This window comes from Streptomyces sp. NPDC092952 (assembly GCF_044754785.1).
GTDB lineage: Bacteria > Actinomycetota > Actinomycetes > Streptomycetales > Streptomycetaceae > Streptomyces.
The window spans coordinates 24,998-47,799 of the sequence record NZ_JBIVPT010000031.1; the positions used below are offsets into that span (position 1 = coordinate 24,998).

The following is a 22,802-nucleotide window of genomic DNA, read 5'->3' on the forward strand; positions in this document are numbered from 1 at the left end:
GTCAACTCCACGGTCCGGGAAGCCGCATGAGTGCGCGTACTCAGTCCCACCAGAAGGACCAGATCTCCTTCCCGAGCACGGACTTCTCCGCGTAGGCGTCGAGGTCGTACGGCGGGTTCTGGTCGATGTTGTCCGGGCAGAAGGCGTAGTGCTCGGCGGCGACCGCGCGGGCCTCGGCGAGGGTGGTGGGCGGGCGGGAGACCGTGACGGTCAGGGTGTCGAAGCCGAGCACGACGACGCGTATGCCGTAGCGGTCCTCCCAGGAGCGGAGCACGGCGCTGATCCGGCCGGTGTCCTCCTCGTAGTTGAGCGGGCCGGACCAGCCGATGGCCGCCGGGATGTCCGCGCTGCGGCGGGCCGGGACGAGCGCAGCCCGCGAGCCGGGGTACCAGCCGGCCGGGCCGACGCACTCCTCGGCGATGGCCGCCGCCAGGTCGTCGGGGGCGTCGAGCCCCTCGGCGGCGGGGACGGGGGCCAGGCCCGGCCAGTCGTTCTCGGCGGCGTCGATCTCCTCGGGGGCGTTGTCCTGCCAGTACCCGGCGAGGATCTCCTCGGCGTCGTGGTCGCCGGGGTACGAGGTGTCCTCCGGCATCAGGTCCCACTCGGCGGGCCACTGGTCGCGCCGCCCGCCGTCGATCAGGACCGGGAGCAGCCCCACGGGCCGACCGGCCGCGCGCAGTTCGCGCCAGTCGCCGTGGGCCGCCGGCTCGGCGGCGCACCAGAGCAGGGGCTCGTGCCAGGTGCCGTCGCAGGTGGTGTCGATCGTCGAGCCGGGCGGGAGCCGGAGCCCCGAATCGGCCGGGGACACCAGCGGGTTGGGAAGGTTCGCCATGCCGGTGAGCGTACGGGGCCCCACTGACAGCCGGCCGTCCGGAGCGGGGCGGTGGGGTCTCACCCCGGACGGCCCCGCCCCGGACGGCCCGGGATCAGGCGCGCTTCGAGCGGCGGCGGGCGGCGACGGTCAGGCCCGCGCCCGCGGCGAGGACGACGACGGTGCCGATGACCAGCGGGATCGTGCCGCTGCTGCCGGTGGAGGCGAGGTCACCCTCCGACTTGCCGCCCGGGGCGCTGTCCGAGGGCGCCGGGGTGCCCGGGACCGCGGGGCTCGACGTGCCCGGGGTCGGGGTGCCGCTCGCGGGCGGGGTGGCCGGGGCGGACGGCGTCGAGGTGGTGGGCGGGGTGGTGGAGGGGGTGGTGCTCGGGGTGGTGGGCGGCGGGGTCTCGCCGGTCTCCGGGAGGCAGCCGCTGAACGGGAAGTGGTGGGTCTCGGCGCCGCCGGTGCCGTGCAGCGAGGCGACCCAGACGGAGCCGTTGACCGGGGCGCCGCTGCCCAGCTCCAGGTGGGCGTTGGGGGCGAGGACGCTGCCCGGCCAGGCGGCGCCGCTGTGCTTGGTGACGGTCCGGGCGTCCGGGAAGTTCCACAGGAGGCGGGCGCGGACCTTGCCGCCGGAGGCGCTCTGGAGCTTGTCGTCGAGGACGAAGTCCTGGCCGCCGGAGAGGAAGAACCCGGTGGTGCCGGCCTGTGCCATGTCGTAGTCGCGGCCGCTGACGTTGACGACGCTGGTGGCGCCCGCCGGAACCTTCAGGAAGACCTCCTTGGCCTTCTCCAGCTGGGCGGTGGTCACCTTGAAGATGTTGCGGGAGGAGTTGGTGCCCTCCAGGGTGAGGCGGTTGCCGCTGGCCTCCACGCGGGTGCCGTCGGTGGCGGCCTCGGCGCCGAGGGCGGTGGAGTAGGCGCGGAGCTTGCCGAACTCGGCGTCGAAGTCGATGAGTCCGGCGTTCTTGCTGACGCTGCCCGCGTGCATTTCGAGGGCGCGGTCGCGGATGTCGCCGCCGACGACGGCGTTGCCCTTCATCACGGCGGTGACGGAGTTGCCGTTGAGCAGGTCGCCCCGGACGACCAGGGAGGCGCGGCCCGGCAGGGCGTCGACCTCGGCGGCGGAGAGCTCGTTGGCGACGCTGAAGCCGCCCCGGAAGTCGGCGTTGCCGCCCACGGCCACCGCGCCCTCGGCGTCGGGGGTGTGGACGTCGTCGCCGAGGACGAACTCGCCGTACTTCCCGGCGACGGAGAAGGCGTCGTTGGTGCACGAGCCCGAGTCGGCCGGGGCGGCCTGGGCGGCCGGGGCGACGGTCAGACCGAGGACAAGGGCTCCACCGAGCGTGGCGGCTGCGGCGGCTGCGGATATGCGCATGGGGGTTCGTTCTCCCGCGAAGGTGGTCGTATGGCCATCTGTGACGACTTTGGCCATGCTTTTCATACCTCGTAAGATTGGTCAAGACCAATGCGGGTAACGGTACGGATCACCGGCGTCGAGAACGAACTCGCCGAGCGGCGGGGGAAGCTGATCCCGTCGCGGGGCGGCGGTGCAGAATGCCCCGTATGCCGATACAGAACGATGTGCGACCGGCCGTGGCCGAGGACGCCGAGCGGATTGCCGCCACTTTGACGCGTGCCTTCGACGACGACCCGATGATGGCCTGGTTCTTCCCCGACGAGCGGTCCCGGGCGGCGGGCCTGGTCCGGTACTTCACCACGATCTTCACCCGGCAGTACGGCCCGTACGGGATGTGTGAGCGCACCGACGACGCGGCGGCGTTCTGGGTGCCACCGGAGGCGCAGGACAAGGTCGTTCCGGACGCGACGACGCTGGGCGAGCTGGCCGACGTCCTCGGCGACCGGGCCGAACTGTTCCGCGAGGCCGTCGCCCTGGCGGCCGAACACGGGCCGAAGGAACCGCACTGGTACCTCGCGGTGGTCGGCGCCGATCCGGCGGCCCGGGGGAAGGGGCACGGCGCGGCCCTGCTGAGGTCGGGGCTGGAGCGGGCGGACGCGGCGGGCCTGCCCGTCTACCTGGAGTCGTCCAAGGAGGCCAACGTCCCCTTCTACGAGCACTTCGGCTTCACCGTGCTCGGGGAGGCCGGGCTTCCGCACGGCGGCCCGCCGGTGTGGGCGATGCGCCGGGCGCCCCGCCCCGCGACCGCCGTCTGACACGGCGTACGGGACGGGGCGCCAAGGACCGGGCCCGGCCGACCGGGCCCGGGGCCGGTTACGGCTGAGCGAGCGCGGTGACGAAGACGGCGCGTGCCGGGTTGCCGTCCGGTCGGGGTGCGTCGGCGGTGACCTCGCCGCGCGCCTCCGTTCCGCTCTCCTCGCCGGGGCCGAGCACGCGCTGGACGCGCAGGATCAGCGGGCCGCTGCCGGAGGCGGTGGTGAGGGTGATGTCCGTGCCGTGCGGGGCGTCGGTGACGGACGTGACGGTGGGCCCGGCCGCGTCGCGCTGTCCGGTGAACCGGGCGGTGACGGACGGGTCGGGGGTGTCGCTGAGGCTCTGCATCTGCGGTTCGGCCTCGCCGAGCAGGAGCGCGTACAACTGGGCTGCCACAACCGGGTCGTGTGCCCCGTCGTACACCCAGCGGTCACCGAGGACACCGTGCTCGGTGGTGCCGATGAGGGCGTGCTCGGCGCCGGGAAGCGGCGCGCCCCGGTAGGTCAGCGGCACGTGGTACGAGACCGGCTCGGGCCCCGAGGTGTCGGTGACCACCATGAACTCGATGCCGACTTCGCCCGCCGGGTCGTCGAGCCGGAATCCGCCGGTCCTGTCCAGCTCGGGCCGCTGCCCCTCGGCGCCGGCGTACCAGGGTTGCGTGGGCAGCCAGGGGGCGAGGAGTTCGAGCTTGGTGGGCTTCAGGGTGGTGCGGTGGATCACTGCCATGGTGGAGCGGTTCCTCCCTCGGGGCGGTCTCAGCCGGTGTGCCGCTCGGCGGCGTATCCGGCGAAGGCCGACCAGGCGTTGGGGCCGACGGTGAAGGTGGGGCCGTCGGGGATCTTGGAATCGCGGATGTGGACGGCGGCGGTGCACGCGGCGACCTCTACGCAGGCGCCGCCCTCGTCATTGCTGTGACTCGACTTCTGCCAGTGGTAGCCGACCTCGAGGCACTGGCCGCCCTCGTCGCCGCTGTAGCTCGACTTACGCCATTCGTAGGCGACTTCGAGGCACGCACCGCCCTCGCTGCCGCTGTAGCTGGACTTGAACCACTCAAGTGCGGTGCTCATTGCTCTCCCAGCAAGCGTTTCAACAGGCGCCTGGTGTCTTCGGGGGTGAGCGCCTGGGTTCGCAGCATCGCATATTTCTGGGAGAGGATGCTGATCTCGTCGGGGTCGGAGACCAGCAGGCTGCCACGTTGTGTTTCGGAGTAGGCCACGCGTTGGAAGTCCGGCGTCTCCAGCAGGATGAAGGGGCCGTCCAGACCCGCGTGGGTGCGGTAGGCCAGGGGTAGAACCTGGAGGCAGACGCCGGGGAGATCGGCGCACTCCAGGAGATGCCGCAGTTGCTCCGCATGTGCTTCGTCGTCGGTGAGTTGGAGGCTCAGAACGGGCTCCCAGACGACGAAACTGATGGTCGGCGGCGACGGTCGGTGCAGGATCTCCTGGCGCTTGAGCCGGGTCTCCGTCTGGAATGCCACCTCGGCCTCGCTGAAGGCCGGGACCCGGTTGCGGAAGACCGCCTCCGCGTAGCGCGGTGTCTGCAGAAGCCCTGGCATGACCTGGTTGTCGTACCAGGACAGGGTCAGCGCATCCAGCTCCAGTTCCAGGTACTCGTCCGCCCACTGCGGGATGAGGTCGATCTCCGGCAGTTCCTCGATGGCCACCGCCAACGCGCCGCCCGTACCCAGCACTTCGTCGACCTTGACGGCCAGCGAACGCAGCAGCACGCGCCGCCCCTGCTCGATGGAGGAGATCGTCTCCGGATGGTGGCCGGTCATCTCGGCCAACTGGACCTGCGTGACGTCGATCCGGTCGCGGTAGAAGGCCATCAGCCGTCCCACCATCTTCATGGCCGACGCGTTCTTGCGCTTCCGCTTACTGGGGTGCATACCGAGCGAACTTCCACCCGCGCGCCCGCGTCACGCGCGCACGACCCGTACAAAAAATCTGTACGGGTCCGGGCGCACGCTCAGGAGCGCTCGGACAGGTTCCAGGCGGCGGCCTCCCGGACCGACTCGTCCCGGTCCCCGGAGAGGCGTTGGAGCAGGTCGGCGGTGCCGGGGGTGGTCCATCTCGCGATGGCCCAGACGAGTGCCCGGCGCACCTCCCGGTCCGGGTGGTCCGCGAGGTGGGCCAGCCGGTCGACCGGGCCGCGCCGCCGCAGCCCGAACCAGTGGAGGGTCTGGGCGAGTTGTTCCGGGTCGCCCGGGGTGCCCGCCGCGGCGATCTGCCGGAGGAGGACCGGGGCGGCGGGCGGCGGGCCGTCCAGGGGGTGCGGGCGGCGCTCCCGCAGGCGCCGCGACCCGTACTCGCCCCGTACCCGGCAGCCGGCGCAGGTGCAGGGGGCCGTGCCGTGCGCGTCGGGGAAGTACCGCCAGCCGGTGACCTGGCGGATCGGGCGGACGCTGTGCACCTCGCCCTTGGCGGCCGACCGGGGGACGAACACCTCCCAGCCGCGCGGATCGTCCATGGCGGCGATCCGGCGTACCGCCTCGGCGGCCGTGACGTGCTTGGGCTCCCGGTAGTAGCGGCCCACGGTCACCGGCTCGTCGTCCGGCAGCCGCAGATGCACGGCGACCAGCCCCCTCGGCCCGCTGCGCCGCGACAGCTCGCGCAACCACTGGTGCGTGAGGGTGTACGAGGGGAGTACGGGGAAGCAGTAGAGGCCCCGCGACCGGTCCGCGTCGCGTCCGTGGCTGACGGCCCTCACTCCGGAGCGGCGGATGCGCGCCGCGTTCGCGGAGGCTGTCAGGTGCACGAACATCGCCATGCGACCGATGCTAGCTCCCGTGTTCGACGGGTGCGGGGCCTGTGCCGCGTTGCCGTTGCCCACCCGGCGGATCAGTAGGTGAGGGCGTCCGCCATGTCGGCCTGCCAGTAGGTGACGAAGCCGTTGTCGGCCCAGGTGGTGCCCGCGGGGAGGGTCAGCTCGGCGGGGGAGCCGACGGAGCCCTGGTTGGCCCGGCCCGTGAAGTAGACCGTGAGGTGGTTGGACTTGTGCTGCTCCTGGCCGTCGGGCTCACCGGCCAGGCCGATGGCGGCGTACCCGGACTGGCCCGGCGCGAGGGTCACCACGGCCTGCGGCTTGCTGCTCTCCAGCACCGGGAACGCCGCCTGGGCGTTGTCGAAGCGGAGGCCCGGCGCGTAGTACGCGAAGCAGGGCGCGGTGCCGGTGTTGGTGGCGGTGAGCAGCAGGTGGTTGATGGGCCGGCTCACCTGGGTGACGGTGACCTTGGTGTTGGCGCCGGTGCAGGTGACGGGGGTCTTGCTGGTGGAGCCTCCGCCGTTGCCGCCGCCCTTGGCGGAGGCGTTCCCGGCCGACGAGTTGGAGGTGCCGCTGGAGTTGCCCTCGGAGCTTCCCTTGGCCGCGCCCTCGGAGCTTCCTTCGGAGGCGCCCTTGGCGGCGCCCTCGGTGTCCTGGCCGGTCTTCGGGGCGGCGGTGTTGCCCTCGGACGCGGCCGGGGCGGACTCGCCCGCCTTCTTGCCGTTGTCCGTGATGTCGTCCGCGTTGCAGGCGGTGAGCGAGAGGGCGGCCAGGAGGGCGGTCGCGGCCAGTGTGGTGGTGCGGAGGTGCTTGCGCATGGTGGTGGTACTCCCCGTGTGTACAGGTGCGGTTTCTGGGTCAGTTGTGGCAGATCAGGACCATGACGATCGCGGTGGACACGATCACCACGCCGATGGCCACGGCATCGACGATCTCGATGCGGAAGTTCATTCGCACTGCGTCGTCCCTGGTGGTCGCTGCGGTGTGCCATCAGATTGCGGGGCGCCGGATTCCGGCCGCAACGCCGAACGGGCCATTGGGGATGCTGGAATGGCTGCGCGTACTGTGACCTGGGCAGATTCCACGTCCCTGGAACGGCGTTCCGGGACGGACCAGGAGGGGGAACGCCGAGGTGGCGACGCCGGAGGCCGGTAAATTCGCGGCTCTGCTGAAGGAACTGAAGGATCGTTCGGGGCACAGCTACGGGGTTCTCGCCGGAAGACTGCACGTCTCCACGTCGACCCTGCACAGGTACTGCAACGGGGACGCGGTGCCGAACGAGTACGCGCCGGTGGAGCGGCTGGGCCGGTTGTGCGGGGCGAGCCCCGAGGAACTGGTGGAGCTGCACCGGCGGTGGATCGTGGCGGACGCGGCGCGACGGCGTCCGGCCGCGGGCGACCCCGCACCCGCACCTGCACCCGTGCCCGTTTCCGTACCCGAGTCGGAGCCCGAGCCGGAGGCCAAGTTCAAATCCGAGCCCGAGGCCAAGTCCAAGGCCGAACCCGTCCCCGTACCCGCGTCCGATGACGCGCCCGCGCCCGAGGACGTGACCGCGGCCCCGGCGCCCGTCCGGCCGCGCAGGGTGTTCCCGGCCTCCCGGCGGGCCCGGGTGCTGCTCGCGGCGGCCGCCGTCGTCGCGCTGACCGTGCCCACCTCGATCGTGGTGAGCAGGCTGACCGCCGACCGCTCCGACGAGTGGAGCAACGCCCCCGCCGTGGCGGCCAAGGACGGGGACGAGCCCGAGAAGACCACCGCGGGCACCACCGCCCCGCCGGACCGGGCGAAGAAGTCGGCGAGCTCCTCCCCGTCCGGCTCGGCCGACGCCTCGTCACCGGCGCCGGGCGGGGCCGCGAGCGCGTCGGGCGGGCGCGACGGCGGGTCCGGGCCGGCGGTCGTGGGGACTCCGCTGACCGCCACGATCAGCTCGTACAACTGGGAGGAGCCCTGCGGCCAGTACTACGTCCTCGACCAGAAGCCGGAGGACGTTCCTCCGCCGCCCGCGCCGCAGAGCACCCGGGGCTGGGCGAGGGCACTGGGCGGGGTGGGCGGCGGCAGCATGCAGCTCGAAGTCACCGTGCAGGGGAAGTCGGAACAGGCCGTCGTGATCAAGCGCATCCATGTGCGGACGGTCTCCCGGAAGGCGCCGCTGCCCTGGTCCGCGTACTCGATGGGGGAGGGCTGCGGAAGCGGCATCACCCCGCAGTCCTTCGACGTCGACCTCGACGACAACGGGCCGGTGCTGCGGCCGGTCGCCGGGGAGAAGGAGGGCGAGCGGGTACCGCCGAAGAACTTCCCGTTCCGGGTGTCCTCCACCGATGTGGAGGTCTTCGACCTCAAGGTCCACGTCGAGGGCCACGACGTCAGCTGGTTCCTGGAGCTGGAGTGGAGCAGCGGCGGCCGCACGGGACTGCTCCGCATCGACGACGCCGGCAAGCCGTTCCGGACCAGCAGCATCCAGGCCCGGCCGACGTACGACTACCGGTACGACACGGCCCAGTGGGTGACCAAGGAGAAGGAGTAGGACCGGGGTCCTTCCCTGGTCACGGCCACCGGGCCGGGACGTACGCGGGTGTGACGGGTGTGGTCAGAGGCGCTCGGGCGTCCGGATGCCGAGCAGCTCCATGCCCTGGTGGAGGGTGCGGGCGGTGAGGTCCGAGAGGAAGAGGCGGTTCTCGGCGACATCGCCGGGGACCTCGGCCTTCAGGACCGGGCACTGGTCGTAGAACGTCGTGAACAGCGAGGAGAGCTGGTAGAGGTACGAGGCCAGCTTGTGCGGCTCGTACGCGGCGGCGACCTCGGTCACGACCTCGGCGAACTGGTCCAGGTGCAGGGCCAGGGCGCGCTCGGCCGGGGCCAGCTCCAGCTCCGGGTGGGGCCGGGAGGCCAGCTCGCCCGCCTTGCGCTTGATCGAGCGGGACCGGGCGTGCGCGTACTGGATGTACACGCTGGTGTCGCCGGTGAGCGAGACCATCTGGTCCAGGTCGAACTTGTAGTCGCGGGCGGCGGACGTCGACAGGTCCGCGTACTTGACCGCGCCGATGCCGACCTGGGTGGCGCGCTCGGTGATCTCGTCCTCGGTGAGGTCCTTGGCCTTCTCGCGGACGACGGTGGAGGCGCGGTCGATCGCCTCGTCCAGCAGGTCCGCCAGCCGGACCGTCTCGCCCTCACGGGTCTTGAACGGCTTGCCGTCCTTGCCGAGCACGGTGCCGAAGGCGAGGTGCACGGCCTTGACGTCGTCGTTCAGCCAGCCTGCCCGGCGGGCGGTCTCGAAGACCATCTTGAAGTGCAGGGCCTGCCGGGCGTCGACCACGTACAGCAGGGTGGACGCCTTGAGGTGCTGGACCCGGTCGCGGATCGCGGAGAGGTCGGTGGCCGCGTAGCCGAAGCCGCCGTTGGACTTCTGCACGATCAGCGGCACCGGCTCGCCGTCCGTGCCCTTCACGTCGTCGAAGAAGACGCAGAGCGCGCCCTCGGAGCGGACGGCGACGCCCGACTCCTCCAGCAGGCGCGCGGTCTCCTCCAGCATGTCGTTGTAGCCGGACTCGCCGACGATGTCGGGGTCGCTGATCTCCATGTCGAGCTTGTTGAAGACCGAGTAGAAGTAGATCTTCGACTCGTCGACGAACCGCTGCCACATGGCGAGGGTCTCGGCGTCGCCCGCCTGGAGCGCGACGACGCGGTCCCGGGAGCGGGCCTTGAACTCCTCGTCGGCGTCGAAGAGCGCCCGGGACGCCTTGTAGAGCCGGTTCAGCGAGGACATGGCGGCCTCGCCGTCCTCCGCGCCGCCCTCGTGGGACAGCTCGTCGGGGTGCTCGACCAGGTACTGGATGAGCATGCCGAACTGCGTGCCCCAGTCGCCGATGTGGTGCCTGCGGACCACGGACTCGCCGCTGAACTCCAGGATCCGCGCCATCGCGTCGCCGATCACGGCGGACCGGAGGTGGCCGACGTGCATCTCCTTGGCCACGTTGGGCTGGGCGTAGTCGATGACGGTGGTGCCCGCGGCGGCGTTGTACGGCACGCCGAGCCGGTCCGTGTCGTCGGCGGCGCGCGCGGCGAGGGTCTCGACGATCGCCCGGTCGCTGAGCGTGATGTTCAGGAAGCCGGGGCCGGAGACCTCGATCTCCTTGATCAGGCCGCCGTCCGGGCCGGACGGGAGCTCGGCCGTGACCTTGGAGGCCAGCTCGCGGGGGTTGCCCTTGAGCTTCTTGGCGAGGGCCAGGATGCCGTTGGCCTGGAAGTCGGCCCGGTCGCTTCGTCGCAGCAGCGGGTCCGCGGTGCCGGCATCCGGCAGGGCTGCCGTCAGGGCGTCCGCCAGCTGCTGCTGGAGCGAGGAAGCGAGGGAATTGACCGAGGCCATGGGCTGGCTGCCGTTTCCGTAGGAGTACAAGGGATCACAACCAGTATTCCACGGGTGGTAAAGCCGTTTTCGCGCTCCCGGGGGGACCTGGGAGAATGGGCGCAGCCCCTACCAGCGCTACCAGAGAGAAGGACGTGCAGACCGTGGCTCAGAGTCAGAGCAGCACCGAGGCCGACTGGGTCTCCCGCTTCGCGGACGAGGTCATCGCCGAATCGGAGCGTCGTGCGCCTGGCAAACCGGTCGTCGTCGCGTCCGGCCTCTCCCCGTCGGGCCCGATCCACCTGGGCAACCTCCGCGAGGTCATGACCCCGCACCTGGTCGCCGACGAGATCCGCCGTCGCGGGTACACGGTCCGCCACCTGATCTCCTGGGACGACTACGACCGCTACCGCAAGGTACCGAACGGCGTCCCCGGGGTCGACGAGTCCTGGGCCGAGCACATCGGCAAGCCGCTGACCTCGGTGCCCGCCCCCGCCGGGTCCGCGTACCCGAACTGGGCGGAGCACTTCAAGGCCGCGATGACGGCCTCGCTGGACGAGCTGGGCGTCGAGTACGACGGCATCAGCCAGACGGAGCAGTACACGGCCGGTGCCTACCGCGAGCAGATCCTGCACGCGATGAAGCACCGCGCCGACATCGACGCCGTCCTCGACCGGTACCGGACGAAGAAGGACCCGGCCGAGGCCGGGGCCAAGGGCGCCAAGGGCGGCAAGAAGCCGCAGCAGCAGAAGAAGGTCGACGAGGCCGAGCTGGAGGCCGAGGCCGGTTCCGGCGCGGCGAGCGAGGACGACGGCAGCGGCGGCTCGGCCGGCTACTTCCCGTACAAGCCGTACTGCGGCAACTGCGAGAAGGACCTCACCACCGTCACGTCGTACGACGACGACAGCACCGAGCTGAACTACACCTGCACGGCCTGCGGCTTCGCCGAGACGGTCCGGCTGAGCGAGTTCAACCGGGGCAAGCTGGTCTGGAAGGTCGACTGGCCGATGCGCTGGGCCTACGAGGGCGTGATCTTCGAGCCGAGCGGCGTGGACCACTCCTCGCCGGGCTCGTCGTTCGTCGTCGGCGGCCAGATCGTCCGCGAGATCTTCGACGGGGTGCAGCCGATCGGCCCGATGTACGCCTTCGTCGGCATCTCCGGCATGGCGAAGATGTCCTCCAGCAAGGGCGGGGTGCCGACCCCGGCCGACGCGCTGAAGATCATGGAGGCGCCGCTGCTGCGCTGGCTGTACGCGCGCCGCCGGCCCAACCAGTCCTTCAAGATCGCCTTCGACCAGGAGATCCAGCGGCTCTACGACGAGTGGGACTCGCTGACCCGCAAGGTCGCCGACGGCTCGGTGCTGCCGGCCGACGCCGCCGCGTACGCGCGCGCCATCGGCACGGCCGCCGGTGAGCTGCCGAGCACGCCGCGCCCGCTGCCGTACCGCACGCTCGCCTCGGTCGTGGACATCACGGGCGGGCACGACGAGCAGACGCTGCGCATCCTGAGCGAGCTGGACCCGGAGAACCCGCTGGCCTCGCTCGACGAGGCCCGGCCCCGGCTGGACCGCGCGGAGAACTGGATCACCACCCAGGTCCCGGCCGACGCCCGCACGATCGTGCGCGCCGAGCCGGACAAGGAGCTGCTCGGCTCCCTGGACGAGCAGGGCCGCGAGTCGCTGCGGCTGCTGCTGGAGGGGCTGGACACGCACTGGTCGCTGGACGGGCTGACCACGCTCGTCTACGGCGTGCCGAAGGTGCTGGAGGGCCTGGAGCCGGACGCCAAGCCGACGCCGGAGCTGAAGGTCGCGCAGCGGGCGTTCTTCGCGCTGCTGTACCGGCTGCTGGTGAGCCGGGAGACCGGGCCGCGGCTGCCCACGCTGCTGCTGGCGGTCGGCGCGGACCGGGTGCGCAGGCTGCTGGGCGCGTAGCCGTTGGACATGCGCAGGAGGGCCGTCGTCCGGGATTTCCGGGCGGCGGCCCTCCGTCGTGCGGTCTAGGGGGTGTCTGATGAATGAGTGCGGGTGAAGGAGCGGGGTCCGGTGCGTGCGATCGCAAGGCGCCGGGGCGTCTGCGTGGCGGAGCCACGTGGGCGGTTCGGTAACGCCGCGAGCGTGCGTGCCGGACCCCGCGACGCCGCAGGCATTTGTCAGACACCCCCTAGGGCCGGTCCCGGGCGCGCGGCTACGCTGGCCGTCCGGGAAGGCTTCTGGTCCGGATGGGGGCGGCGTGCGGACTTTCCATGACGTGACCGGCATGGCATTCGTCATGCTCGTGGACGGTCGGCCATGGGCCGGCCTGGCCGTCTCCGACGCGTACCGGCCACAGGGCGGCCTGTTGCACCGGGCCCTGCTCGACGGTCTGCAGGAGATGTGGTCGGTGGTGGACTCCGTGGGCGACGGCCGGGTCCTGCCCGGCTGGGGGGTCGTGGCCGGGACGGAGCCGGGGGAGCTGCGGGTGGTGTCCCCGAGGAACCCGGAGTTCGTCCACGACCTGTGTCCCGAGCGGCCGGACGGGTGGACGGAGGCGGCCCGGGCGCGCGGGACGGTGCTCCTGGCGGTCGTCCACTCCCTGGCGTGGGAGCGGGCCGTCGAGGAGCTGCCGGCCGTCGCGGAGGCCGGGCTGGTCGTCGGCGGCCCGGTGGGGTTCGACCGGGTGGTGCGGGCGCCGGAGGCCGGACAGGACGGGCCGGTGGTCCGGGTCCTGGACGATCCCGTGGGGCAGCTGCTGCACCTGGCGCAGTTCGTCAACGACGGTGTCCTGTCGCTGGGTGAGGCGGTGGGCCGGGTCGCCGGTCTCAAGGAGTTCCGTGACGCGACGGGAGCCGTGGCCCTCGACGACGAGGAGATGTTCGACAGGCTGCTGGGCGCCAGTGCGGTCGAGCCCGGCACCGAGGTGCGGGGGACCTACGCCTACACGCGGATGATCACCGAACTCGCCGTTCTGTACGGCGGACCGGGCCGCTGCGGGGCCTGGGACCGGGCCGCCCGGCTGACCGTGGAGTCGGCGGTGCGGGCCCTCTCGGTCCAGGGCGACATGGAGCTGTTCCGGGACGCCGACGCGGTGTCGCGGCAGCTCGTCGAGCGGTACCGGCGCGAGGGGCCCGGTGCGGGGCTGGTGTCGGTGCTCGTCTCCGCGGCGCGGTTGCGGGTGGTGATGAGCGCGCCGGTGGACCGGGCCGGTGACGCGTACGCCGAGGCCGAGCCGCACATGACGGCGTGCCGGGAGGCCCGGTGGGAGAGGCTGCGGCGGGAGCCGTCGTCGCGGGGGCTGCACGGGGAGCTGGACCGGATCGCGTTGCTGGCCGAGGCCGTGGAACTGCTGGCCGAGGCCGAGGGGCCGGCCGCGGGCACGACCGGTGGTCCGGCGCCCGCCCGCGCGCTGATCGCTCTGGCGCGTACCGGGCGGGAGATCGGGCCGGAGGACGCCCTGGAGGCGGTGCGGGCAACGGACGACGAGGACGCCAGGATCGCCGACACGCTCGCCCTGTGCCGACTGGTTCCCGGGGACTCGGGGGTGCGGCTGGCCTCGCTGATCTTCGAACGGGACGCCCCGGCGCTCTCCCCGGGCGGCCCCGGCGCGGGCGCGCTGCGGGATCTGGTCTCGCGGGGGATCGCGGTCGCCAGGGCGGCGGGCGACGGCCCGCTGCTGGCCCGGGTGCTCCAGTGGGCGGACGCGTTGGGCGGGGACGACGACCAGGCGTATCGGCGGCAGGTACTGGAGGCGAGGCTGCACGGTCCGGGGAGCGCCCGTGTCCCGTGCCCGGCCGAAGGGGCCGACGGGGCCGCCGAGGCCGAACTGGTGGCGCTGGCCCACCGCCTTCGGGACGCCGGGGCCGAGACGTACGAGGAGGATCTGGCGCACCTGGCGGCGCACGTACGGGCCGCCGGCCTCGCCGACCTGGGGCAGCGGCTCCTGATCGACCACGAGCCGGTGTGGCGCCGGTCCGCGGCGGGGCTGCTGGCCTCGGCGGATCTGCACGCGCTGGCGGGTGCGGCGGGCTCGGCGACCGAGCACTTCCCCGACCGGGAGGCCCACCATCTCTGGGCCGCCGCAGCCTACGCGGAGCTGGGGCTGCTCGACCTGGCGGGGGCCTGCCTGGCCGCTTTCCGGTCCTGGCTGACCGGGACCGAGGGGCCGGTCCTGTTCCGTGCGCTGCTCGTCCTGGTGAGGACGGCGCCGAGTCTCCAGGGCAGCCAGGACCCGGAGTTCGCCGCCGCCGTCCGCGAGGTTGCCCACTCCGCCGTCTGGCAGGCGGTGCGGCACGTCGAGCACGTACCGCTCGTGCTCCTGCTGGCGGTCCTGCACGCCGCCAAGGGAGCCGAGTCCGCCCTCTGGTACGGCGGCGAGCCGCTCCGGGACCGGTCGGGCACCATCGGTGCCCTGCTCGGCAGGATCGCCGACGCCGAGTCGGGCCCGGCCTCCGGGGCCGCCGAGTCCCCTGAGCCCGCCGCTTCCCGGGCCCCGGCGGATCTGCTCGCCGCGCTGGAGAGCGACCCGGCGGAGCCCGGTCGGACCGGCGCCGAGATCGCCCGCAACCTGAGGCGCTTCACCGACCGGGTGATCGACGGGATGCTGCTGCGGGCGAACCGGGCCGACCGGCCGGTCGACGTGGTCGGTTCCCTCGGCCGGCTGCTGGGCGACCGCGAGCTGCTCGACGAACGGACCGTGCTGCTGGCCACGTTCCTGCCCGAGCCGGAGACGGTCCCGGGTGATGTCGTCGTGATCGCGCTCACCCGGGACCGCAGCGCGGTCCACATCGTCGTCCCGGACGGATATCCACAAGTCCACTGGTCGGCGAGGAAGTTGGTGGCCGACGAGGTCCGGCGGGTGCGGGACGGGGTCGCCGCCGACCCCCTCTTCCTGGACGTCGCCCCCGACGGCTGGGACGAACTGTCCGCCACCGCCTGCTTCCTGGGCGACCAGCGGGACTTCGCACGCTGGCGCGAGCAGGGCAAGGACCGGCTGATCGTCTGGCCGCACGGCCCGTTCCACTACTTCCCGTTGCACCTGTGCCCGATGGACGGCCGTCCGCTCGCCGACGACTGGACGGTCACCGCGATCCCGAGCCTCACCGCGCTCCTGCCGTCCGCGCCGTACACGCGCCCTCCGCGTACGGCGGTGATCGCGTCCGCCCGGGGCGGCACCGGATTCGGGCTGGCCGCGGAGGAACCGCTGGAGGAGCACGCCCGCCGGGTCGCCGCCACGGTGGGGGTCCCCGCGGTCGTCGGTGCCGACGCCACCCGCGGCCGCCTGCTCGGCGAACTCGCCACCGCCGATGTCGTCCACATCGCCGCGCACGGCACCCCGGACTCCGCCGCGCCGTGGTTCCACTGCCTGTACCTGAGCCCCGACCGGGACGACGACGGGCGGGTGTTCGCCCACGACCTGCTCGGCGTCGACCTGCGAGGCGTCCGCCTGGTCACGCTCGCCGCCTGCGACTCGGCCCTGGGCCGCTTCGACCTCAACGACAACCTGCGCGGCATCCCCGGGGCCCTGCTCGCCGCCGGGGCAGGTGCCGTCGTCGGCTGCCTGTGGCCGGTGCGTCCGGAGCCCGCGATGGCCTTCTTCTCCCATCTCCACGGCGACCTGGGACGGGGGGCGGGCGTGGTCGGTGCGTTCCGTGCCGCTCAGCTCGCCACCCGCGCCCAGTACCCCCAGTACCGGGACTGGGGAACCTTCTCTCTCATCCAGGCGAGGAACGCGACCGCATGAGCACGTACGACATCACCACACAGCCGATCGCCCTCGTGCCCGAGCGCACCTTGGGCTCGCCCCCCGATCCCGAGGCGCTGCACGGCCGGCTCTCCCTCGGCTGGGACTGCCTGCCGGTCGCGGAGCCGCTCGTACCCGCCGACTGGGCCGCCTACGCGGCGGCGGACCCGGGCCGGTCCTACCGCCACCTCGTGCTGGTCTGCTCGTTCCGCCCGGAGACGGCCCGGGCCCGTGGAGAGTTCGTGAGCGCGTCCCTCGGGCTGTCGCTCCGCACCGACGAGGAGGGCGGTCCGACCCCGATCGCGCGGGCGATCGAACCCGGCGAGCGGACCGCGCCCGTCGCGTCGGCCGCCTCCACGGTCAGTGTGGGGCTGACGACGGGGGTGCTGAACGTCCAGGCGGAACGCCGGGCGAACGACCCCGCGGAAGCACGGCGGGAGTGGCTGGTCCGTGGGTACGGCGCCTCGCAGGCGACGCCGATGTGGCGGTTCCGCCGGGCCGGCGGTCATCCGCTCGTCGGCGACCACGCGCTGGCGGCCCTGGTCCAGACGGTGCCCGGCCGACTGAACGTCGCCGATGTCCTGCTCGCCGCCGAGATCGAGCACCGCACCCTGGGCATCCGCCGCTACCGGGCCGAACTGACGCCGGCGCTGTCCGCCATCACCCTCCCGGAGTGACGCCGCACGCCGGGACAGCCCTCAGGCGATGTGGTCCTCCATCAGCTCGTTGTTGAAGCGGGCGGAGAACCGGTCCATGTACTGGTTCAGCTTGCGGGACTGGAGGCGCAGCCCGTACGTGGCCTCGACGTTCGCGGCGAAGGCGCCGGGGGTGGGCATGCCCTCGCCGGCTATCGAGTACCGGAACACCTCGTACAGCTCCTCGTCCGAGGGGGTTGTCGCCGGGGTGCCCTCGCCCAGCGGCCGGGTGCCGCCCGCGCCGTTCGGCACCTGGACGTGCGGCTCGGGCTCCGGCTGAGGCTCCTGGGGCGGTTGCTGTTCCTGGGGCTGCTGCGCCGGGGGCTGCTCCTGGACGGGCTCCGGCCCCGGCTCGGGCTCGGCGGCGCGGGGCTGCGGGATCTGCGGAGCCTGGGACGGGTGGGACTGCTGCGACGCCGGGTCGTAGTTCGGGTCGTATCCGCCCTGGTACGGCGTGTTCCGGGGCGCGGAGAACCACTGGCTCTGCCCCTCCTGGGCGGGTTGCACCGATGCCGGTACTGGCGCAGGCACCGGCACCGGTATCTGCTCCTGGGCGGGGGCAGCCGGTACGGGTTCCTGCGGGGCCACGGCCACGGCCGGTACGGGCGCCACCGCCTGGACGGGCTTGGACTCCAGTTCCAGCCCCAGCTGCGGCCCCAGCTCCGGCGCGACGGTCACGGGCTGCGGGGGCAGCAGCTGCGGTTCGACACCGGCGGCGGCCAGGCCCGCCGCGGCGGTCTCGGCCAGCGGCACCCCGTACTTCGCCAGGCGCAGCGGCATCAGGGACTCGACGGGGGCCCTGCGGCGCCAGTTGCGGCCGAAGCGGGCCTGGAGGCGGGCCTGGTAGACGAGCCGGTCCTGTTCGAGCTTGATGACCTGCTCGTAGCTGCGGAGCTCCCAGAGCTTCATCCGCCGCCAGAGCCGGAAGGTCGGTACGGGGGAGAGCAGCCAGCGGGTGAGGCGGACGCCCTCCATGTGCTTGTCGGCGGTGATGTCGGCGATCCGGCCCACCGCGTGGCGGGCGGCCTCGACGGAGACGACGAAGAGCACCGGGATGACGGCATGCATGCCGACGCCGAGCGGGTCGGGCCAGGCGGCGGCGCCGTTGAAGGCGATCGTCGCGGCCGTCAGCATCCAGGCGGTCTGGCGCAGCAGCGGGAACGGGATGCGCAGCCAGGTCAGCAGCAGATCGAGGGCGAGCAGGACGCAGATGCCCGCGTCGATGCCGATCGGGAAGACCAGCGAGAAGTCGCCGAAACCTTTCTTCTCGGCGAGCTCGCGCACCGCCGCGTACGATCCCGCGAACCCGATCGCGGCGATCAGCACCGCACCGGCGACCACGAGACCGATGAGTATGCGGTGGGTGCGTGTCAGCTGCATCGCGGCCACCCGCGTTCCCCTCTCCCGACGCCCGATCCGGCGTCCTGCTGCGACTTCCGGCGGGCACAGCCTGGCACATGGGGGTGGGGCGCGTTGCGCGGGGAGGGGCGAAGCCCGGTACTCGCGGGGAGCGCCGGGCTTCGTCGTACGGGCGGTACCGCCTAATTGGCCGCCTTCTCCGAAGGCTTGTCGTCGCTCTTCTCCAGCGAGGCGCCGCTGCCGGACTTCTTGGTGTCGTCCGACTTGTCCGCGTCCTTGCTCTTGTCCGCGTCCTTGGACTTGTCCGTTTCCTTGGACTTGTCGCCGCTCTTGTCGTCGGCCTTCCCGCTCGGCTTGTCCGCGCCCGTACCGGCGGCGACGGCGGCCACCGCGTCCTTGGCGGCCTGCTCCGCGCCCTTCGCGATGTCGGTGGCGGAGGGGGTCTTCGCGCCCGCGTACCCGGCACCGTTGTAGGTGAGGGTGATGACGACGTTGCCGGTCCGGGCCACGACCGTCGCGTACTTGAAGTCTTCCTTCGTCTTGGTGAGGTCGTAGGTGACCAGGGTCGCCTGTTCACCGATGCCGCTGACGGGCTTCTCGGCGACCTTCTTGGCGCCCTCGGCCGTCTTCGTCTTGGTGACCTGCTTGGTGAAGTCCTGCTGGGCGCGGTCGGCGCCGCTGCCGAGGGCCTGGTCGGAGTCGAAGCGGGTGAGGCCGATGTCGAGCCAGCGGTACTGGGAGCCCTTCACCCCGTTGTCGTCCAGGCCGTTCCAGGAGCAGCCGGAGCGGTACGAGGTGTCGCTGGAGGTGGCGGCGGTGCCGTTCTTGCTCTTCGCCGAGGGGACCAGCGACGTGATCGTCTTCTTGGTGACCGACGTGCACGGGTTGGGCAGCGAGGTGAACTTGGCGGGTGCGACGGTCGGCTCCGCCTTCTCGCTCGCGCCCGGCGACGAGGAGGCGGACGAACCCGCCCCCTCCTTGTCCTTCTCCTTGTCGCCGGAGTCCGACGAGCAGCCGGCGACGACGAGCATCACCGGAACGGCGGCGCAGGCGAGTATGCGGGCGAGTCGCGGAGCTGAACGGTGCATGGTTCCTTCACTGGGATGACGCGGGTGCGGGCGGTCCGGAGGGCCACGGTACGACGGACCGGGGCCGGGCGGAGTCCGGACCGGAGGTCCCGGCGGCCGGGACCGGCGGATGCCGGGGGCGCCGGGGGCGGGGTCATTCGGTGAACTTCTCGACCAGGTTCCGGGCCAGTGCCTGGGCCTTCTCCTGCAGTTCTCCGCTGTCGGGGACGACGGTGGAGACGGCCGGCTGCTCGGTGTACTCGATCGTCACGACGACGTTCGATGTGCGAAATACCACGCTCACGGTGCGGTGCTGGGCGGCGGAGCCGGAGTGGGTGAGCCGGTCGTTCAGGAACGCGCTGTCGCCGAGGCCGTCGAGGAGCCGGGGGCGGAGGTCCGTGTCGGTTCCGTCCGTGTCGGAGGAGTCCGGGTCGGGCTCGTCCGTGGCGGTGGAGTCCGGGTCGGCGCTCGCGGTCGCGGAGGTGGCCAGGGCGTGCGAGGAGGGGCCCGAGCCGGTGCCGGAGTCCTCGGTGCCGGAATCCTTGCCGCCGCTCTTGGAGCCCGGCTTGTCCGTGTCCTTCGCGCCGTCGCCGTCCGCGCTGTCGGGGCTCGCGGAGGAGGAGGCGGGGGACAGGCCGGCCGCGGTCTCCTTCTTCGTGTACACCTCCAGGGCGCGGTCGTCGTCGCTCACCGCGGGGTCGTAGGACACGACCCGCTCGAAGTCGATGGTCAGGGTGTGCGAGGCGGTGGAGGTGTCCGACTTCCAGGCGCAGCCGACCCGGCGTTCGGTGTTGTAGGTGACGGCGGCGGTGCCCGCGTACACCTTCTTCTGCTGGTCCTCGGGGAGGTCGGCGGTGCCCGGGAGGAGGTCCTTCAGCGCGGACGCCGTGACGGAGCCGCAGGCTTCGGGGAGGGTGCGGTACTTGCCGGGGGCCGCGGCGGCGACGGTGGTCTCGCCGGACTTGCCGTCGGCCGCGGAACCGTCGGCTCCGGAGTCGGCGCTGCAGCCGACGACAAGCGCTGCCAGCAGCGCGGTGCCGGCCGCGAAGGCCATTCGTCGCACGGTCCTGGGCTCCCTTCGTGCGAAAAACGGTTGCCGCCCGATGGCAGCCGATGGAGACAATGTGTATCGCACGCGCCGCCGTGGATGCCGGTCGGCCGACTTATTTGCCGACCTTGGCACCGGTTTTGCGCTATCAGACTTTTCGGGGGAATCGAGGGAATATGTCGTACGTGGAGATGGAGGGGGCCAAGGTCCCCATCCGTATGTGGGCGGATCCGGCCTCGGTCGAGGACGTCGCGATGCGGCAGCTGCGCAATGTGGCGACGCTGCCGTGGATCAAGGGCCTCGCCGTCATGCCGGACGTGCACTTCGGCAAGGGGGCGACGGTCGGTTCGGTGATCGCGATGCACGGTGCGGTCTGTCCGGCGGCGGTCGGGGTGGACATCGGCTGCGGGATGTCGGCGGTGAAGACCTCGCTGACCGCCAACGACCTGCCGGGCGACCTGTCCCGGCTCCGGTCGCAGATCGAGCAGGCGATCCCGGTGGGCCGCGGCATGCACGACGACGCCGTGGACCCCGACCGGCTGTACGGCTTCCGGGCGCCCGGCTGGGACGACTTCTGGGCGCGGTTCGACGGGGTCGCCGAAGCGGTCCGGTTCCGTCAGGAACGTGCCACGAAGCAGATGGGGACGCTCGGATCGGGCAACCACTTCATCGAGTTCTGCCTCGACGAGTCGGGCTCGGTCTGGCTGATGCTGCACTCCGGATCGCGGAACATCGGCAAGGAACTGGCCGACTTCCACATCGGGGAGGCGCAGAGGCTGCCGCACAACCAGGACCTGATCGACCGCGACCTCGCCGTCTTCATCGCGGACACCCCGCAGATGGCGGCGTACCGGAACGACCTGTTCTGGGCGCAGGAGTACGCGAAGCACAACCGGGCGATCATGATGGCGCTCTTCCAGAACGTGGTCCGCAAGGAGTTCAGGAAGGCGAAGGTCACCTTCGATCCGGTCATCTCCTGCCACCACAACTACGTGTCGGAGGAGCGGTACGACGGCATGGACCTGCTGGTCACGCGGAAGGGCGCGATCCGTGCCGGTTCCGGGGACTTCGGGATCATCCCGGGCTCGATGGGCACCGGTTCGTACATCGTGAAGGGGCTCGGGAACGAGAAGTCGTTCAACTCGGCCTCGCACGGCGCCGGGCGACGGATGAGCCGGAACGCGGCGAAGCGGCGTTTCTCGACGCAGGACCTGGAGGACCAGACGCGGGGCGTGGAGTGCCGCAAGGACTCCGGTGTCGTGGACGAGATCCCGGCGGCGTACAAGCCGATCGAGCAGGTCATCGAGCAGCAGCGGGACCTCGTGGAGGTCGTCGCCAAGCTCAAGCAGATCGTGTGCGTGAAGGGCTGAGGCCGAGCGTCCCCGGTGGACCTCTTGCTCCCTTCGCGCACAGTTGGACGGAAGGGCCCCGGACCACGGGTGGTGTGTCCGGGGCCCTTCCTGCTGTCTTGCCCCGCTCACCTGCCCTTCGAGGACGTGTCCGGCGGGCAGGTGGTCAGGTGGTCAGACGGTCAGACGGTCAGGCCGTGCGGTGGACCTTGGAGTTGGAGGCCTGGGCCCGGGGGCGGACCACCAGGAGGTCGATGTTGACGTGGCTGGGCCGGGTGACGGCCCAGGTGATGGTGTCGGCCACGTCGTCGGCGGTGAGCGGGGCGTCGACGCCCGCGTACACCTTGGCGGCCTTCTCGGTGTCGCCGCGGAAGCGGGTGGTGGCGAATTCCTCGGTCCTGACCATGCCGGGGGCGACCTCGATGACGCGGACCGGGGTGCCGACGATCTCCAGGCGGAGCGTCTCGGCCAGGACGTGCTCCCCGTGCTTGGCGGCCACGTACCCGCCGCCGCCCTCGTACGTGCCGAGGCCCGCCGTGGACGAGAGGATCACGACCGTGCCGTCCCCGCTCGCGGTGAGGGCGGGCAGCAGGGCCTGGGTGACGTTGAGCGTGCCGATGACGTTGGTCTCGTACATCTGACGCCAGTCGGCGGGGTCGCCGGTGGCGACCGGGTCGGCCCCGAGCGCGCCGCCCGCGTTGTTGACGAGCACGGCGAGGGAACGGAACGCCGTCGCGAACTCGTCGACCGCGGCGCGGTCCGTCACATCCAGCGTGTAGGCCGTCGCCTGGTGCCCCGCTTCGTTGATCTCGGCGGCGAGCGCCTCGATGCGGTCCTTGCGGCGCGCGGTCAGCACGACGCGGTAACCGGCCGCGGCCAGCTGCCGGGCGGTCGCGGCGCCGATGCCGCTGCTCGCTCCGGTGACGACGGCGATCGGGGTGGCGGCCATGACGGGACTCCTCGGGCAGCTGGTCGGTACGGGCCCAGGATAGGCAGGCCGGGGTACGCGCCATCCGGGGGCGTGCCCCGGCCCGTTCAGTGGTCGCGCGGGGCGTACATGATCACGGCCATCCCGGCCAGGCAGACCAGCGCGCCGATCACGTCCCACCGGTCGGGGCGGTAGCCGTCGGCGACCATGCCCCAGGCGATCGATCCGGCCACGAAGACACCGCCGTAGGCGGCCAGGATGCGGCCGAAATCGCCGTCCGGCTGGAGCGTGGCGACGAAGCCGTACGCGCCCAGCGCCAGGATGCCCGCCCCGATCCAGATCCATCCCCGGTGCTCACGCACGCCCTGCCAGACCAGCCAGGCACCCCCGATCTCGAAGAGCGCGGCGACGATGAAGAGGGCGACGGATCGGGTCACGGTCATGGGGCCAGCGTTTCACGGCCCCGGCGCGGCCCCGCCCGCAAGGCCCCGCCCGGAACGGCCCCGGCACGGCCCCGCTCCTACGCGCCGGCCCCGGCGTGGGCGTCGGCCC

At 72.1% G+C, this 22,802-nt stretch carries 19 protein-coding genes; 6 read left to right on the forward strand and 13 right to left on the reverse strand.

Translation table 11 applies throughout. From position 1 onward, the window contains the following. Positions 1–40 precede the first annotated feature (40 nt). Together ACIQGQ_RS35235 and ACIQGQ_RS35240 are read right to left on the reverse strand one after the other, a co-directional pair. Positions 41–832 carry a DUF4253 domain-containing protein gene (locus ACIQGQ_RS35235; protein WP_402404143.1) on the reverse strand — a complete coding sequence of 264 codons (792 nt, stop codon included), beginning with the start codon at positions 830–832 and terminating at the stop codon, positions 41–43. Positions 833–926: 94 nt separating this feature from the next. After that, positions 927–2,192, reverse strand: a complete 1,266-nt coding sequence (locus ACIQGQ_RS35240) for a choice-of-anchor A family protein (protein WP_402404145.1) — start codon at positions 2,190–2,192, stop codon at positions 927–929. A gap of 179 nt (positions 2,193–2,371) precedes the next feature. Between ACIQGQ_RS35240 and ACIQGQ_RS35245 the strand changes: the two genes are divergently transcribed. Next, complete coding sequence (locus ACIQGQ_RS35245; RefSeq protein ID WP_402404148.1) at positions 2,372–2,989, forward strand: GNAT family N-acetyltransferase; 618 nt, start codon at positions 2,372–2,374, stop codon at positions 2,987–2,989. Between the two features lie 58 nt (positions 2,990–3,047). On the opposite strand, the gene ACIQGQ_RS35250 is transcribed toward ACIQGQ_RS35245, so the two are convergent. The 5 genes from ACIQGQ_RS35250 to ACIQGQ_RS35270 all read right to left on the reverse strand — a co-directional run bounded on the left by ACIQGQ_RS35250 (position 3,048) and on the right by ACIQGQ_RS35270 (position 6,568). Then, positions 3,048–3,713 (reverse strand): 1,4-alpha-glucan branching protein, encoded by a 666-nt coding sequence (locus ACIQGQ_RS35250; protein ID WP_402404150.1) that lies wholly within the window; start codon positions 3,711–3,713, stop codon positions 3,048–3,050. 29 nt (positions 3,714–3,742) lie between these two features. Continuing rightward, positions 3,743–4,054 (reverse strand): DUF397 domain-containing protein, encoded by a 312-nt coding sequence (locus ACIQGQ_RS35255; protein ID WP_402404153.1) that lies wholly within the window; start codon positions 4,052–4,054, stop codon positions 3,743–3,745. Next, complete coding sequence (locus ACIQGQ_RS35260; RefSeq protein ID WP_402404156.1) at positions 4,051–4,836, reverse strand: Scr1 family TA system antitoxin-like transcriptional regulator; 786 nt, start codon at positions 4,834–4,836, stop codon at positions 4,051–4,053. Before ACIQGQ_RS35260 ends, ACIQGQ_RS35255 begins: the two co-directional genes overlap by 4 nt. 119 nt (positions 4,837–4,955) lie before the next feature. After that, positions 4,956–5,756 (reverse strand): HEAT repeat domain-containing protein, encoded by an 801-nt coding sequence (locus ACIQGQ_RS35265; protein WP_402404159.1) that lies wholly within the window; start codon positions 5,754–5,756, stop codon positions 4,956–4,958. Between the two features lie 71 nt (positions 5,757–5,827). Beyond that, complete coding sequence (locus ACIQGQ_RS35270; RefSeq protein ID WP_402404161.1) at positions 5,828–6,568, reverse strand: DUF4232 domain-containing protein; 741 nt, start codon at positions 6,566–6,568, stop codon at positions 5,828–5,830. A 314-nt stretch (positions 6,569–6,882) separates the two neighbouring features. On the opposite strand from ACIQGQ_RS35270, the gene ACIQGQ_RS35275 reads away from it, so the two are divergent. Further along, positions 6,883–8,271, forward strand: coding sequence for a helix-turn-helix domain-containing protein (locus ACIQGQ_RS35275; RefSeq protein ID WP_402404164.1), 1,389 nt, complete (start codon positions 6,883–6,885; stop codon positions 8,269–8,271). A 63-nt stretch (positions 8,272–8,334) separates the two neighbouring features. Here ACIQGQ_RS35275 and argS read toward each other — a convergent pair whose 3' ends face one another. Further along, positions 8,335–10,110: an arginine--tRNA ligase gene (gene argS, locus ACIQGQ_RS35280; protein ID WP_366299888.1), complete on the reverse strand. Its 1,776-nt coding sequence runs from the start codon at positions 10,108–10,110 to the stop codon at positions 8,335–8,337. Between the two features lie 134 nt (positions 10,111–10,244). Between argS and lysS the strand changes: the two genes are divergently transcribed. From lysS to ACIQGQ_RS35295, 3 genes are all read left to right on the forward strand, one after another. After that, positions 10,245–12,020 carry a lysine--tRNA ligase gene (gene lysS / locus ACIQGQ_RS35285; RefSeq protein WP_402404168.1) on the forward strand — a complete coding sequence of 592 codons (1,776 nt, stop codon included), beginning with the start codon at positions 10,245–10,247 and terminating at the stop codon, positions 12,018–12,020. A 325-nt stretch (positions 12,021–12,345) separates the two neighbouring features. After that, positions 12,346–15,804 carry a CHAT domain-containing protein gene (locus ACIQGQ_RS35290; protein WP_402404215.1) on the forward strand — a complete coding sequence of 1,153 codons (3,459 nt, stop codon included), beginning with the start codon at positions 12,346–12,348 and terminating at the stop codon, positions 15,802–15,804. Further along, complete coding sequence (locus ACIQGQ_RS35295) at positions 15,801–16,481, forward strand: hypothetical protein (protein WP_402404171.1); 681 nt, start codon at positions 15,801–15,803, stop codon at positions 16,479–16,481. Before ACIQGQ_RS35290 ends, ACIQGQ_RS35295 begins: the two co-directional genes overlap by 4 nt. Before the next feature lie 21 nt (positions 16,482–16,502). Here ACIQGQ_RS35295 and ACIQGQ_RS35300 read toward each other — a convergent pair whose 3' ends face one another. From ACIQGQ_RS35300 to ACIQGQ_RS35310, 3 genes are all read right to left on the reverse strand, one after another. After that, positions 16,503–17,879 (reverse strand): DUF2637 domain-containing protein, encoded by a 1,377-nt coding sequence (locus tag ACIQGQ_RS35300; RefSeq protein ID WP_402404174.1) that lies wholly within the window; start codon positions 17,877–17,879, stop codon positions 16,503–16,505. A 161-nt stretch (positions 17,880–18,040) separates the two neighbouring features. Next, positions 18,041–18,946 (reverse strand): DUF3558 domain-containing protein, encoded by a 906-nt coding sequence (locus ACIQGQ_RS35305; RefSeq protein WP_402404177.1) that lies wholly within the window; start codon positions 18,944–18,946, stop codon positions 18,041–18,043. Between the two features lie 133 nt (positions 18,947–19,079). After that, complete coding sequence (locus ACIQGQ_RS35310) at positions 19,080–19,979, reverse strand: DUF3558 domain-containing protein (protein ID WP_402404218.1); 900 nt, start codon at positions 19,977–19,979, stop codon at positions 19,080–19,082. Positions 19,980–20,149: 170 nt separating this feature from the next. Between ACIQGQ_RS35310 and ACIQGQ_RS35315 the strand changes: the two genes are divergently transcribed. Next, positions 20,150–21,343 carry an RtcB family protein gene (locus tag ACIQGQ_RS35315; protein ID WP_402404179.1) on the forward strand — a complete coding sequence of 398 codons (1,194 nt, stop codon included), beginning with the start codon at positions 20,150–20,152 and terminating at the stop codon, positions 21,341–21,343. A gap of 169 nt (positions 21,344–21,512) precedes the next feature. On the opposite strand, the gene ACIQGQ_RS35320 is transcribed toward ACIQGQ_RS35315, so the two are convergent. Both ACIQGQ_RS35320 and ACIQGQ_RS35325 read right to left on the reverse strand, forming a co-directional pair. Then, on the reverse strand, positions 21,513–22,271 hold the full coding sequence (locus ACIQGQ_RS35320; protein WP_402404182.1) for an SDR family NAD(P)-dependent oxidoreductase: 759 nt from the start codon (positions 22,269–22,271) through the stop codon (positions 21,513–21,515). An 86-nt stretch (positions 22,272–22,357) separates the two neighbouring features. Next, a complete protein-coding gene (locus ACIQGQ_RS35325; protein WP_402404185.1) occupies positions 22,358–22,693 on the reverse strand; it encodes a YnfA family protein in 336 nt (111 codons plus the stop codon). Between the last annotated feature and the right edge of the window lie 109 nt (positions 22,694–22,802).

What these genes read in the sequence shown, in the direction of transcription:
- ACIQGQ_RS35235 (WP_402404143.1), bottom strand. Translation starts at nt 832, where the DNA reads ATGGCGAACCTTCCCAACCCGCTGGTGTCCCCGGCCGATTCGGGGCTC.
- ACIQGQ_RS35240 (WP_402404145.1), bottom strand. Translation starts at nt 2,192, where the DNA reads ATGCGCATATCCGCAGCCGCCGCAGCCGCCACGCTCGGTGGAGCCCTT.
- ACIQGQ_RS35245 (WP_402404148.1), top strand. Translation starts at nt 2,372, where the DNA reads ATGCCCCGTATGCCGATACAGAACGATGTGCGACCGGCCGTGGCCGAG.
- ACIQGQ_RS35250 (WP_402404150.1), bottom strand. Translation starts at nt 3,713, where the DNA reads ATGGCAGTGATCCACCGCACCACCCTGAAGCCCACCAAGCTCGAACTC.
- ACIQGQ_RS35255 (WP_402404153.1), bottom strand. Translation starts at nt 4,054, where the DNA reads ATGAGCACCGCACTTGAGTGGTTCAAGTCCAGCTACAGCGGCAGCGAG.
- ACIQGQ_RS35260 (WP_402404156.1), bottom strand. Translation starts at nt 4,836, where the DNA reads ATGAAGATGGTGGGACGGCTGATGGCCTTCTACCGCGACCGGATCGAC.
- ACIQGQ_RS35265 (WP_402404159.1), bottom strand. Translation starts at nt 5,756, where the DNA reads ATGGCGATGTTCGTGCACCTGACAGCCTCCGCGAACGCGGCGCGCATC.
- ACIQGQ_RS35270 (WP_402404161.1), bottom strand. Translation starts at nt 6,568, where the DNA reads ATGCGCAAGCACCTCCGCACCACCACACTGGCCGCGACCGCCCTCCTG.
- argS (WP_366299888.1), bottom strand. Translation starts at nt 10,110, where the DNA reads ATGGCCTCGGTCAATTCCCTCGCTTCCTCGCTCCAGCAGCAGCTGGCG.
- ACIQGQ_RS35290 (WP_402404215.1), top strand. Translation starts at nt 12,346, where the DNA reads ATGGCATTCGTCATGCTCGTGGACGGTCGGCCATGGGCCGGCCTGGCC.
- ACIQGQ_RS35295 (WP_402404171.1), top strand. Translation starts at nt 15,801, where the DNA reads ATGAGCACGTACGACATCACCACACAGCCGATCGCCCTCGTGCCCGAG.
- ACIQGQ_RS35300 (WP_402404174.1), bottom strand. Translation starts at nt 17,879, where the DNA reads ATGCAGCTGACACGCACCCACCGCATACTCATCGGTCTCGTGGTCGCC.
- ACIQGQ_RS35305 (WP_402404177.1), bottom strand. Translation starts at nt 18,946, where the DNA reads ATGCACCGTTCAGCTCCGCGACTCGCCCGCATACTCGCCTGCGCCGCC.
- ACIQGQ_RS35310 (WP_402404218.1), bottom strand. Translation starts at nt 19,979, where the DNA reads ATGGCCTTCGCGGCCGGCACCGCGCTGCTGGCAGCGCTTGTCGTCGGC.
- ACIQGQ_RS35315 (WP_402404179.1), top strand. Translation starts at nt 20,150, where the DNA reads ATGTCGTACGTGGAGATGGAGGGGGCCAAGGTCCCCATCCGTATGTGG.
- ACIQGQ_RS35320 (WP_402404182.1), bottom strand. Translation starts at nt 22,271, where the DNA reads ATGGCCGCCACCCCGATCGCCGTCGTCACCGGAGCGAGCAGCGGCATC.
- ACIQGQ_RS35325 (WP_402404185.1), bottom strand. Translation starts at nt 22,693, where the DNA reads ATGACCGTGACCCGATCCGTCGCCCTCTTCATCGTCGCCGCGCTCTTC.